Source organism: Micromonospora fiedleri (assembly GCF_016774385.1).
Classification (GTDB): domain Bacteria; phylum Actinomycetota; class Actinomycetes; order Mycobacteriales; family Micromonosporaceae; genus Micromonospora; species Micromonospora gifhornensis.
The window spans coordinates 158191-170832 of sequence record NZ_JAETXL010000003.1; the positions used below are offsets into that span (position 1 = coordinate 158191).

At 72.4% G+C, this 12642-nt stretch carries 13 protein-coding genes; 11 read left to right on the forward strand and 2 right to left on the reverse strand.

Features of this window, described 5'->3' with window-relative positions; all coding sequences use genetic code 11:
* From JMF97_RS08430 to JMF97_RS08480, 11 genes are all read left to right on the forward strand, one after another.
* Positions 1-603, forward strand: coding sequence for an MBL fold metallo-hydrolase (locus tag JMF97_RS08430; protein WP_203221042.1), 603 nt, complete (start codon positions 1-3; stop codon positions 601-603).
* Positions 604-697: 94 nt separating this feature from the next.
* The gene (ygiD, locus tag JMF97_RS08435; protein WP_238359033.1) at positions 698-1555 is read left to right on the forward strand and encodes a 4,5-DOPA-extradiol-dioxygenase; all 858 of its coding nucleotides are present in this window, start codon (positions 698-700) and stop codon (positions 1553-1555) included.
* Positions 1556-1648: 93 nt separating this feature from the next.
* Positions 1649-3133, forward strand: coding sequence for a flavin-containing monooxygenase (locus JMF97_RS08440; protein ID WP_203221043.1), 1485 nt, complete (start codon positions 1649-1651; stop codon positions 3131-3133).
* On the forward strand, positions 3126-3989 hold the full coding sequence (locus JMF97_RS08445; protein ID WP_203221044.1) for an SDR family NAD(P)-dependent oxidoreductase: 864 nt from the start codon (positions 3126-3128) through the stop codon (positions 3987-3989). The genes JMF97_RS08440 and JMF97_RS08445 overlap by 8 nt, the downstream gene beginning before the upstream one ends.
* A complete protein-coding gene (locus JMF97_RS08450; protein ID WP_203221045.1) occupies positions 3986-4840 on the forward strand; it encodes an alpha/beta fold hydrolase in 855 nt (284 codons plus the stop codon). The genes JMF97_RS08445 and JMF97_RS08450 overlap by 4 nt, the downstream gene beginning before the upstream one ends.
* A gap of 88 nt (positions 4841-4928) precedes the next feature.
* A complete protein-coding gene (locus JMF97_RS08455) occupies positions 4929-5591 on the forward strand; it encodes a GntR family transcriptional regulator (protein WP_203221046.1) in 663 nt (220 codons plus the stop codon).
* The gene (locus JMF97_RS08460; RefSeq protein ID WP_203221047.1) at positions 5588-6994 is read left to right on the forward strand and encodes an MFS transporter; all 1407 of its coding nucleotides are present in this window, start codon (positions 5588-5590) and stop codon (positions 6992-6994) included. The genes JMF97_RS08455 and JMF97_RS08460 overlap by 4 nt, the downstream gene beginning before the upstream one ends.
* A complete protein-coding gene (locus tag JMF97_RS08465) occupies positions 6991-8076 on the forward strand; it encodes an S-(hydroxymethyl)mycothiol dehydrogenase (protein WP_013733947.1) in 1086 nt (361 codons plus the stop codon). Before JMF97_RS08460 ends, JMF97_RS08465 begins: the two co-directional genes overlap by 4 nt.
* Positions 8076-8705, forward strand: a complete 630-nt coding sequence (locus tag JMF97_RS08470) for an MBL fold metallo-hydrolase (protein ID WP_203221048.1) — start codon at positions 8076-8078, stop codon at positions 8703-8705. The genes JMF97_RS08465 and JMF97_RS08470 overlap by 1 nt, the downstream gene beginning before the upstream one ends.
* Before the next feature lie 189 nt (positions 8706-8894).
* Complete coding sequence (locus JMF97_RS08475) at positions 8895-9923, forward strand: DUF3626 domain-containing protein (protein WP_307816870.1); 1029 nt, start codon at positions 8895-8897, stop codon at positions 9921-9923.
* A 253-nt stretch (positions 9924-10176) separates the two neighbouring features.
* Complete coding sequence (locus tag JMF97_RS08480; RefSeq protein ID WP_203221049.1) at positions 10177-10875, forward strand: hypothetical protein; 699 nt, start codon at positions 10177-10179, stop codon at positions 10873-10875.
* A gap of 61 nt (positions 10876-10936) precedes the next feature.
* Here the strand turns inward: JMF97_RS08480 and JMF97_RS08485 are convergent, their stop codons facing one another.
* Together JMF97_RS08485 and JMF97_RS08490 are read right to left on the reverse strand one after the other, a co-directional pair.
* On the reverse strand, positions 10937-12367 hold the full coding sequence (locus JMF97_RS08485; protein ID WP_203221050.1) for an MFS transporter: 1431 nt from the start codon (positions 12365-12367) through the stop codon (positions 10937-10939).
* On the reverse strand, positions 12364-12600 hold the full coding sequence (locus JMF97_RS08490) for a hypothetical protein (RefSeq protein ID WP_013733942.1): 237 nt from the start codon (positions 12598-12600) through the stop codon (positions 12364-12366). Before JMF97_RS08490 ends, JMF97_RS08485 begins: the two co-directional genes overlap by 4 nt.
* Between the last annotated feature and the right edge of the window lie 42 nt (positions 12601-12642).

A 12642-nucleotide genomic window follows, 5' to 3' on the forward strand; every position in this document is an offset into this window, starting at 1 on the left:
GTGCGGATAACCAAGTACACCCACTCCTGTGTCCGGCTCGAACAACACGGCTCGGTACTGGTCATCGACCCCGGCACGTGGAGTGAGCCGCGAGCCCTGGCCGGCGCCGACGCCGTACTGGTCAGCCACGAACACACCGATCACGTCGACGTGCTGCGGCTGGCCGGTCTGGGCGTGCCGGTCTTCGTACCGGAGGACGCCGTGCTGCCGGACCTGGCCCGGCTGCCGGTGACCCGGGTGCGGCCGGGGCAACGCTTCACCGCCGCCGGCTTCGAGGTGACCGCCGTCGGTGGACGGCACGCCACCATCCACGGCGGGCAACCCGACTGCGTCAACCTCGGCTATCTCGTCGACGACGCCGTCTACCACCCGGGTGACTCGCTGCACCTGCCGGGCCGGCCGGTGCGGACCCTGCTGGTGCCGGCCCAGGCGTCCTGGCTCAAGCTCACCGAGGCGATCGACTTCGCCACTGCGGTCGGCGCGACCGAGGTGTTCCCCATCCACGACGCCCAGCTCAACGACCGGGGCCTGGCCAGCGTCAACGGCTGGTTCACCGAGACCGTCCCCGGCTACCGGTACCTCGCCCCGGGCGAGACCGCCTGAGGGCACCCCCGGTCGCGTACGGGATCGGCGCAGCCCTGCCGGCCGCCGGGCGGGCCGGATACGCTCGGGCGACCGCCACAGCAGGAGACGTGCGATGAGCGACAATACGATGCCGGCCGTGTTCTTCGGCCACGGCAGCCCGATGAACGCCCTGGAGGTCAACCGGTACACCGCCGCGTGGCGGGCCTTCGGCCGGTCGGTGCCCCGGCCCCGGGCGATCCTGGTGGTCTCCGCCCACTGGTACATCGGTGCCACCGCGGTCACCGCGATGCCCCGCCCGAAGACGATCCACGACTTCTACGGCTTCCCGCAGGAGCTGTTCGACGTCCGCTATCCCGCGCCGGGCCTGCCCGAGCTGGCCGAAGAGGTCAGTGACGTGGTGCACCCGACCTGGGTGGGCGCCGACATCGACTCCTGGGGCATCGACCACGGCACCTGGTCGGTGCTGGTGCACGCCTTCCCCGAGGCGGACATCCCGGTCGTGCAACTGAGCATCAACGCCTTCAAGGGCCTCGACTACCACCTTGAGCTGGGCGCGAAGCTCGCCCCGCTGCGCGAGCGCGGAGTGCTGGTGGTGGCCAGCGGCAACGTGGTGCACAACCTCGGCGGCGTCGACCGTCGACTGGTCGACCAGGGCTTCGACTGGGCGCAGCGCTTCGACGAGGCGGCCAAGGCGACCATGCTGGACGACCCCACCGAAGCCGGTCACCTCGACGCCCACCGCGACTTCGGCCTCGCCGTGCCGACACCCGACCACTTCATCCCGCTGCTCTACCTCGCCGGCCTGGCCGGGGCGGCCGGGCAGAGCACCGAGGTGCTGGTGGACGGGTACGCCTACGGGTCGCTGTCGATGACCGCGTACACCCTGGGTCTGCCCGGCCGGGCGACCGAACCGCTGGCCGGCGCGCCGACGCTGCCCGACGCGGTGCCGCCGGACTCCGCGAACATCTGAACCGCAGCCCTGGTCACCGCCGCCCACCAGGCCGTGGCGGTCCCGCCCACAGGTATGGTCCCGAGGCAGCACCTCGCGTACCAGGAGGATCAGATGGCCCCGGACCACGTCGACGTGCTCATCGTGGGCGCCGGGCTGTCCGGCATCGGCGCCGCCTGCCAGTTGCGCCGGCACTGCCCGGACAAGACGTTCGCCGTGCTGGAGGCCCGCGACTGCATCGGCGGCACCTGGGACCTGTTCCGCTACCCGGGCGTACGCTCCGACTCCGACATGTCCACCTTCGGCTACTCCTTCGCCCCCTGGCAGGCCCCGAAGGTGATCGCCGAGGGCGCGACGATCCTCGACTACCTGCGTCGTACCGCCGACGAGCACGACGTCACCCGGCACGTCCGGTTGCGGCACCGGGTGCTGCGGGCGGACTGGGACAGCCGGCAGGCCCGCTGGACGGTACTGGTCCGCCGCGACGACACCGCCGAGACACTCACCCTCACCTGCTCCTTCCTGTACGCCTGCACCGGCTACTACCGTTACGACGCCGGGTACGCCCCGCAGCTCACCGGGCAGGAGCAGTTCACCGGCCGGATCGTGCATCCGCAGCACTGGCCCGCCGACCTCGACCTGCGCGACCGCCGGGTGGTGGTGATCGGCAGTGGTGCCACCGCCATCACCCTGGTCCCGGCGTTGGCCCGGCAGGCCGCCGAGGTGACCATGCTGCAACGCTCACCCACCTACGTGCTGGCGCACCCCAGTGACGATCCGCTCGCCGACACGCTGCGCCGCCGGTTGCCGGCGAGGCTCGCGTACCCGCTGGTCCGCTGGAAGAGCATCCTGCTGGTCACCGCCATCTACCAGCTCAGCCGGTGGGCGCCCGGGCTGGTGCGGCGGGCGCTGCGCCGACGGACGGCCCGCGCGCTGCCGACCGGCTACGACGTCGACCGCCATTTCAACCCCCGCTACGACCCCTGGGACCAGCGGTTGTGCGTGGATCCCGACGGCGAGCTGTTCGCCGCGGTGTCCGCCGGTCGGGCCACCGTGGTCACCGATACCATCGACCGATTCACCACCGACGGCATTCAGCTGACCTCCGGTGTGCACCTACCGGCCGACGTGGTGGTCACCGCCACCGGGCTCGACCTGCTCATGCTCGGCGGGATGACGCTGCGGGTGGACGGCGTCGACGTCGACGTGGCGCAGACCGTCGCGTACAAGGGGACGTTGCTCTCCGGGGTGCCGAACTTCGCGTTGGCCTTCGGCTACACCAACGCCTCCTGGACGCTCAGGACCGACCTGGTCGCCGAGTACGTGTGCCGGCTGCTGCGGCACCTGGACCGCACCGGCACGCAGGTGGTCACCCCGCTGGCCCCGCCCGACGATCGGCGGGCACCGCTGGTCGGACTCACCTCCGGGTACGTGCGCCGGGGCGCCGATCGGCTGCCCCGGCAGGGTCATCGGGCACCGTGGCGGGTGCGCCAGAACTACCTGCGCGATCTGCTGCTGCTGCGGTTCGGGCGGCTCACCGACCCTGGGGTCCGATTCAGCCGGGCCGACTCGGCACTACGGAGGTCTGTCGATGCGTAAGTTCGACTTCACCGGCGGCACCGCCGTGGTCACCGGCGCGGCCGGTGGCATCGGCGCGGCCCTGGCCCACGGGCTGGCCCGGCGCGGCAGCGACCTGGTCCTGCTCGACCGGGACGCCGACGGCCTCGACGCGGTGGCCGACGCGCTGCGCGCCACCGGTCGGACGGTGCACACGTACCAGGTGGATCTGGCCGACGCGCAGTCCACCGCCGCCGTCGCCGAGCAGATCCGCACCCGGCACCCGAGGATCCGACTACTTGTCAACAACGCCGGGGTGGCCCTCGGCGGGCGCTTCGACGAGGTGACCTTCGACGAGTTCAGCTGGGTCGTCGAGGTGAACTTCCGGGCGGTGGCGCAGCTGACCCACGCGTTGTTGCCGACGCTCAAGGCCGAACCCGGCGCGCACCTGGTCGCCGTCAGCAGCCTGTTCGGGCTGATCGCCCCGGCGGGCCAGGTCGCCTACTCGGCCAGCAAGTTCGCGGTACGCGGCTTCACCGAGGCGCTGCGACACGAACTCGCCGCCGACGGCATCGGCGTCACCTGCGTGCACCCGGGTGGGGTGCGCACCCGCATCGCCCGCGACGCGCGGGTGGGCAGCGGAGTGGACCGGGGCCAGTTCGAGGACGGCCGGCGGCGCTTCGAACGACTGCTCACCATCGACCCGGCGACCGCCGCCGAGGCCATCCTGCGGGGTGTCGCCCGCCGCCGAGGGCGCGTCCTGATCGGCTGGTCGGCCCGCCTTCCCGACCTGCTGGTCCGGGTCGCGCCGGCCGCCCACCGTCACCTGCTGGCCGCCATCGACCGCGCCGAGACCCGCCGCACCGACACCCGCCCCCGTACCCCCGCGCAGCGGTGAGCACCCCCGCACGGTTCCGGCACCTCACCGTCGACGGGCGGCGGGTCCATCACCGCGTCGACGGCGCCGGGCCGCCGGTGCTGTTGCTGCACGGCATCGGCCGTACGCTGCGGGACTTCACCGAACAGCATGACCTGCTGGCCGACCGGTACCGGGTGCACAGCGTCGACCTGCCCGGCTACGGCGGATCGTTGCCGATGGCCCAGCCGTACACCCTGTCGGCGCTGGCCCGGTTCGTCGGCGCCTACCTGGACGCGGCCGGCGTCGACGAGCCGGTGCATCTGGTGGGCAACTCGCTCGGCGGCGCCGTCGCCATGGGGTACGCCGTCACCCGGCCGACCCGGGTCGCCTCCCTCACCCTGGTCGCCAGCGCGGGGTTCGGCCCCGAGGTGACCCTGGCGTTGCGGCTGCTCACCCTGCCCGGCCTGGGTCGGTTGCTGCTGCGGCCCAGCCGTCACACGGCCGGTCGCGCCGAGCGGGCGCTGTTCCACGATCCGACGCTGGCCAGCGCCGAGCGGATCGGGCACACCCTGGCGGTGGCCCGCCGCCCGTACGCCGCCCGGGTGGTGCTGGAGACCGCACGTGGTCTCGGCACGGTACGCGGCATCCGGCAGCCCTGGCGCGACGAGTTGCTCGGCCGGTTGGCCGGACTCGGCCTGCCGACCCTGGTGGTCTGGGGCGACGACGACCGGATCCTGCCGCCGGCGCACCTGGCCGCGGCGCGTACGTTGCTGCCCCACGCCCGTACCCGTGTCTTCGCCGGCTGTGGACACCTGCCGCAGGTCGAGCGCGCCGAGGAGTTCAGCGAACTGGTGCGGGACTTCTGGGCCACGGCAGCCGGGTCGCGATAGCAGCAGGACGACGGCCACGGCCGGCGCATCCGACGACCGTCAGGACCCTGCCGGAGCTGCCGAAAGTCCTGAGGCGCATGATAGATACATGACGCATCCCTCGTCGATCGGTCGTACTGCCGCGCCCTCGGCCGCCGAACGCGCCTACCGCCACCTGAAGCAGGCCATCCTGGAACAGGTCCATCCCGGTGGGTCGTTGATCAGCGAGGGTGAGATCGCCGAGGCGACCGGGGTGTCGCGTACGCCGGTGCGGGAGGCGTTGCTGCGGCTGGAGACCGAAGGGCTGGTGCGGCTCTATCCCAAGCGTGGGGCGCTGATCCTGCCGGTCTCGGCCCGCGAGATCACCGACGTCATCGAGGCCCGCCGGCTGGTCGAGGTGCACGCCGCCGAGCAGGTCTGGCCGCGGCGCGCCGAGATCCGCGCCGACCTGGCCGCCCGGCTGGCCGAGATGCGCGCCGCGCACGCCGCCGGTGACCTGACCGCCCTGATGGCCGCCGACCGGGCGTTCCACGCCACCGTCGTGGACGCCGCCGGCAACGAGATCCTCGCCGAGTTGTACCAGCGGCTGCGTGACCGGCAGCTGCGGATGGGGGAGACGACCTTCCGGCTCTCGCCCCGCTGGGCCGACATGGCGCTGACCGACCACGCCGCGCAGTTGGCCGCCCTCGACGCCGACGACCCCGGACCGTGGCTGGCCACCGTGGCCACCCACATCGACAACGCCGCCCGCGCGCTGCGGGGCCTGCGGTGAGCCTGGCCGACCCGGCACCCGTACCGCGCCGGCAGGCGCTCCTGGTGTGGGGCGTGGCCCTGAGCGCGTACGCCGCGTCGGTGTTCCACCGCAGTTCGCTCGGTGTCACCGGGGTGGAGGCGTCCCAGCGCTTCGAGATCAGCGCCGCGACGCTGGCCACCTTCACCGTCGCCCAACTCGCCGTGTACGCGCTGATGCAGGTGCCCGTCGGCATGCTGCTCGACCGGTACGGCTCCCGCCGCCTGCTGATCACCGGCGGCGCTCTGATGGTCGCCGGTCAACTCTGCTTCGCCCTCGCCACCGACGTACGACTGGCCGTGGCGGCTCGCGTCCTGGTCGGTCTCGGCGACGCGATGACCTTCATCAGCGTGCTGCGGATCGTCGCGTACTGGTTCCCGGGCCGCCGCAACCCGATGCTCGTGCAGTTGACCGGCACGCTCGGGCAACTCGGCGCGGTGTTCGGCGCCGTCCCGCTCGTGCTGCTGCTGGAACACACCGGCTGGACCACCGCCTTCCTGACCGCCGCCGCAGTGTCCACGGTGATCCTGCTGGTGGCCGTCGCCGCGATCCGGGACAGCCCGCGCCGGGTGACCGTGGCCGCCGCGCCGCCGCCGCGCGGGCTGCTCGCCGCCGCCTGGGCCGCCCCGGGCACCCGCCTCGGGTTGTGGACCCACTTCGTCGCCCAGTTCTCCGGCAGCGTGTTCGCGCTGCTGTGGGGCTTCCCGTTCCTGGTGCAGGGGCAGGGGCTCACGCCCACCGCGGCGGCCACCCTGCTCACCGTACTGACGATGGGCATGCTGGTGACCGGGCCGACGGTGGCGCACCTGTGCGCCCGGTTCCCGCGACGGCGTTCGGTGGTGGTCTTCAGCATCGTCGCGGCGACCGCGGCGACCTGGACGGTGGTGCTGGCCTGGCCCGGCCGTGCGCCCGGCTGGTTGCTCGTCGCCTTGGTGCTGGTGCTGGCCTTCAACGGCCCCGGTTCGCTGATCGGCTTCGACTTCGTCCGCACCTTCAACCCGGTCAACCGCATCGGCAGCGCCACCGGGATCGTCAACGTCGGTGGCTTCGTCGCGGCGATCGCCCTGGTGCTCGCCATCGGCGTGGTGCTCGACGTGGCCACCCCGGCCGGGCAGACCGTGCCCGGTCTCGACGCATACCGCTGGGCTTTCGCCGTGCAGTACGTACTGTGGGCGGTGGGTGTGGTGCAGGTGCTGCGGTGGCGTAACGCCGCCCGACGCCGGCACGACGGGCCGGACCTGCCGGTCGGCCGCCCGGACACTGTGCCGATCGGTGGTCGCGGCGGTAGGTTCGCCTCCGGGAATGATCGTCGGCGCCGTCGGTTTACCGGCGAAGCCGCAGCACGACGGCGCGGCGCGCCGGCGCGGATGAGGAGGAAAGCGTGAGCCAGCAGGTCAGGGGAGTCATCTCGCGCAGCAAGGGCGCTCCGGTCGAGGTGACCGACATCGTGGTGCCGGACCCCGGGCCCGGCGAGGCGGTGGTACGGGTGCAGTCCTGCGGGGTCTGCCACACCGACCTGCACTACCGCGAGGGCGGCATCAACGACGACTACCCTTTCCTGCTCGGGCACGAGGCCGCCGGCATCGTCGAGCAGGTCGGTGCGGGGGTCGACGCGATCGCCCCGGGCGACTTCGTGGTGCTCAACTGGCGGGCCGTCTGCGGTGTGTGCCGGGCCTGCCGACGCGGCCGCCCGTGGTACTGCTTCGCCACCCACAACGCCGCCCAGAAGATGACCCTGACCGACGGCACCGAACTCACCCCGGCCCTGGGCATCGGCGCGTTCGCCGAGAAGACGCTGGTGCACGCCGGCCAGTGCACGAAGGTGGACCCGGCCGCCCGGCCCGCCGCCGTGGGGCTGCTCGGCTGCGGTGTGATGGCCGGGCTCGGCGCGGCGATGAACACCGGCGGGGTGACCCGCGGTGACTCGGTGGCGGTGATCGGCTGCGGCGGCGTCGGCGACGCGGCGATCGCCGGTGCGGTGCTGGCCGGCGCGACCACGATCGTCGCGGTGGACACCGACTCCCGCAAGCTCGACTGGGCCCGCAAGTTCGGCGCCACCCACACCGTGAACGCTTCCGAGGCCGACCCGGTGGCCGAGATCCAGGCCGCCACCGGCGGGTTCGGCGCCGACGTGGTGATCGACGCGGTCGGTCGACCGGAGACCTGGAAGCAGGCCTTCTACGCCCGTGACCTGGCCGGCACCGTCGTGCTGGTCGGCGTACCCACCCCCGAGATGCGCGTCGAGCTGCCGCTGCTGGACGTCTTCGGCCGGGGCGGCGCACTGAAGTCGAGCTGGTACGGCGACTGCCTGCCCAGCCGCGACTTCCCGATGCTCACCGAGCTCTACCTGCAGGGCCGCCTGGACCTGGACGCCTTCGTCACCGAGGAGATCAGCCTGGACGGCGTCGAGGAGGCGTTCGCCCGGATGCACCACGGCGACGTGCTGCGCTCGGTGGTGGTCTTCTGATGACCGCCCGCATCGACCACACCGTCACCGCCGGCACCTTCTCCCTCGACGGGCAGACCTTCGACGTCGACAACAACGTCTGGGTGGTCGGCGACGACACCGAGTGCGTGGTCATCGACGCCCCGCACGACGTGGACGCCATCTGCAAGGTGGTGGCCGGTCGCCGGGTCACCGCGATCGTCGCCACCCACGCCCACGACGACCACGTCCGGGTCGCCCCGCAGCTGTCCCGCGCCACCGGCGCGCCGGTGCTGCTGCACCCCGCCGACCGGGTGCTGTGGGACATGGTGCACCCCGACGAGCCGCCCGGCGGCGAGCTGCACGACGGCCAGCGGATCGAGGTCGGCGGCAGCACGCTGACCGTGCTGCACACCCCCGGCCACAGCCCCGGCGCGTGCTGCCTGCACGACGCCGCCCAGGAGGTCGTCTTCACCGGCGACACCCTGTTCGCCGGCGGTCCCGGTGCCACCGGCCGCTCGTACAGCGACTTCGGCACCATCATTGACTCGATCCGCGACCGGCTGCTCACCCTGCCGCCGCAGACCGTGGTGCACCCCGGTCACGGTGACAGCAGCACCATCGGCGCCGAGGCGCCGCAACTGCCGCAGTGGCTGGCCCGGGGACACTGACCTGCACTGCCGACAAATGTGATGCGTCGGCGGTCAGAGTCGGGCGACCCTGTCGCCGTGTCGTCCGTACCCGATTGTGATCGCGCACCGGCGGCGGTTCCGCCCGCCGCCGGTGCCGTCCCACGTCAGTTCGTCCCGCCACCGGCGTTGACCCCGGCCCAGCGTCACGCGCTGCGGCACGTGCGGACCGTGGCGCTGCGCGACCGTCCGGACGCGCGGGCCACCATCGGTCGACTGCTCGCCGGCGTACGCGCCGACCCGGCGCACCTCGTCGCCGCGATCGGCCACGACGGCCGGATCACCCTCAACTTCCACCCTGACCGGCTGCTCGCCGACGGCCGGTCGGTCGCGCAGGCCCTCGCCGCTGAAGGCGTCTACCGCAGCCAGTTCGAGACCGGGATCTCCAACGGTGGGCTGACCGCGTACCCGGGTGGCGACCGGGACCGGTGGGAGCAGCAGATGTTCGGCGGGGCGTACCAGCGACCGGGCGTGCGCCCGGCGGAGCGGCCGAAGTACGGCGGCCTGAACCTGCTCGACCACCCGGACGGCGCCGCTGTCCGGTTCGGCTCCTGCCACCTGCGGTTGCGGCCCGAGGTGCGGCACCGCACCACGTTCTGCTTCGGCGACAGCCACCTCGGTCCCCGCGACGTCGGCACCGCCGAGGTGTTCGAGCCGGTGCTGGCCGCGCTGCTCGTAGCGACGGTGGACACCGGCGTCTGCCTGGGCCGTCTCGGCATGAACCTGGTCGACCTCACCGCGCACCTGCTGCGCCCCCGCGAGGACCTCGCGGCAGCCGCCGCCGGCCGGGCCCTGGACGACTACGTCGAGGCCCAGGTGCACGGCGAACTGCACCTGGGTCGGGACGTGCAGGAACTGGTCGCCGATCCCTCGTTCCGGGGCACCGCCGTCGGCGCGGACCTCGCCACGGCCGCCCGACGGTACGGTTTCCGGCTGCGCTGGCACACCGGTTTCGCCCTGCCGGTGGACCAGGTCGACGCCGACTTCCGGGGGCCGGTGATGGTGCCGCTGGCGGCCCGGGTGCACGCCGAGTTCGCCCGACCCGGCGAACCGCTGACTGCCGCCCTGATCGGTCGGGCCGCCGCCTCGGTCGTCACCGACCCGGCCCGCTGGGCCGACCGGGGCCCGATCACCGACACCCGGCAACACCTCAAGCAGCTCTGGCACGTGCTGGTGCGCTTCGGCGCGCCCGCCGACTGACCGGTTCGCCGCCCGATCCGTACCGGTGTTCGGTTCATGCCGGCCAGGTCGGTTCCTGCCGGGCCAGGAGCAGCCACCCGATCCCGGGCGTGAGCAGGGTCTCACCCTCCGCGTTCAGGCTATTTCTGGAAATGCCCGATACGCCGGGCCGGTTGTGTCCCCCGAGACGTCGGCATCCAAACCCCTGCCGGCGGTCGTCCCCCGAGAGCGGCTCAACCCCGAGCGGCTCGTAACGATCGAAAGGGCATCCATCGTGAAGTTCGACTTCACTCGATGGCTCCCGGCCATCGCGACGAACCCGAATCGCAAGACCACGCTGAGCGTGGTGGGCGTCACCGCCCTCGCCGGGCTGGCCTTCGGCCCGACGGCCGTCGCCGCACCCATCACCACCGGCCCGCACGAGGGCGCGGTGGCCGCGATCGACAAGGCCACCGGTCGGGAGACCACCGACACCACTGTCGAGTCGGCGCTGACCACCGGTGGCCGTACCGACAAGCCGTCCGCCGGCAAGCCGAGCCGTGGGGAGTTGATCCCGCACGGCGTCCAGGGCGCGCAGTCGCGTGTGCCGCTGGACGGCGCCCAGCGGGAGAACGCCAAGACCATCATCGAGGTGGCCAAGCGGACCGGTGTCGGCGAGCGTGGCGCGGTGATCGGCGTCGCCACCGCGTTGCAGGAGTCGAAGCTGTACAACCTCGGCCACCTGGGCGCGTACAACGACCACGACTCGCAGGGGCTGTTCCAGCAGCGTCCGTCCAGCGGCTGGGGCACCGAAGCGCAGATCACCGATCCCGAGTACTCCTCGAACGCCTTCTTCCAGGCGTTGAAGAACGTCAACGGGTGGCGTGACATGCCGTTGACCGCCGCGGCGCAGACGGTGCAGGTTTCGGCCTACCCGTTCCACTACGCGCAGTGGGAGGAGCAGGCGGCGGACATCGTCTCCCAGCTCTGGTGAGTTCCGAGCGGCCGGTCCCGGATTCCGGGGCCGGCCGTTTCGCGTCACCCACACCGCAGCCTCAGGCGTGCCGGCGGTGGCGGAAGATGTCGACGAGGGCGACCAGCAGGGCCAGCGCGATGATCCCGGCCGACACCAGCAGCGACCGCTCGAACGCCTTCGACCAGTCGCTGTCGCTGCCCACGGCCGAGAAGAAGACCGCGCCCACGGCGGCGATGCCGGCCGCCGAGCCGATGCGTTGACCGGTCTGCAGCATCCCCGCGCCGCTGCCCGCCTGCGGCACCGGCACCTCGGAGAGGGTCAACGTCTGGTTCGGGGCGATCACCAGACCGCTGCCGATCCCGGCGAGCAGCAGGGGAGCGGCGGTCACCCACGGCACCGGCGCGTGCGGCGCCACCTCGATGGCCAACGCGACCAGACCGAGCCCGACCACCACGGCGAGCAGCCCGGCGGCGACCAGCGGCCGACCGAACCGGTTGACGATCCGACCACCGATCGCCGACGCGACGGCCGAGCCGAGCGCGAACGGGGTGATGGCCAGACCGGCGACGAGGGCGCTGTAACCGAGCCCGGTCTGGAGATAGAGGGTGAAGATGAAGAAGATCGCGGTGAAGCCGCCGAAGTAGCTCAGGGCGATCAGCGCGCCGAGGGCGTACGACTGGACCCGGAACAGGCCCACGTCGAACAGCGGGGGACCCTGCCGGGCGTACCTGCGCTCCCAGAGCGTGAAGCCGACAAGCGTGATCAGGCCGGCGGGCAGCAGTAGCCACTTGGCCGGGCCGTGCCACTGCTCCCGTTGCACCATCGGCAGCAGCAGCAGTGTCACACCGACGCCGAGCAGCAGGACGCCCACCGGGTCCGCGCGGCGGCGTACGGTCTGACCCACCGGCCGGTGGGGGATCAGCCGCCAGCCGAGGATCATCGCGACGATCCCCACCGGGACGTTGACGAAGAAGACCCACCGCCAGCCGTGTTCCGGGCCGCCCGCGGCGATCAGCACGCCGCCGAGCAGCGGACCGATCGCGGTGGAGATGCCGATGGTGGCACCGAGCAGGCCGAACGGTCGGGCCCGTTCCGGGCCCTGGAAAAGCTGCTGGATCATCCCGGTCACCTGCGGATTCACCAGCCCGGCGGCGGCGCCCTGGAGTAGCCGGGCGAGGACCAGCCAGGTGGCGGACTGGGCCAGGCCGGCCACCGCGCTGGTCGCCGTGAACATCGCGATGCCGAAGACGAAGGCGTTGCGTCGGCCGTGCACGTCACCGAAGCGACCGGCGGGCACCAGTACCAACCCGAAGGCCAATGCGTACCCGGACAGCACCCACTGCAGGTCGGCCGGGCTGGCGTCCAACCCCCGGTCCAGCGACGGGATGGCCACGTTGACGATGCTGATGTCCAGCAGCGTCATGAACGCCGCGACCAACCCGACGCCGAGGGCCTGCCACCGTCGCCGCCCGTCGTAGGACTCCGGTGCCGCTCGGGCGGCGTCCGTCACGCCAGTTGCTGCGCGCAGAACCGGGGACCGAAGTCCAGCCCGGCCATCGGGGAGTCCTCCCGGTGCAGCAGGTTCTTCTCGGTGAGCAGGTGCAGTGGCGTCTGCAACTGCTCCTCGGTCAGTCCGCACTCCTGGGCGATCGAGTCCGGGTACGGGACCTGCCCGCGTGCCTCCAGCGCCGCCACCGCGTCGTACACCCGAACCTCGACGTCCGACAGCTGCACCTGCTGCATGGTGCCCTCCTCACGCTCCACCCGCCTACCCAGGCGGTCTGC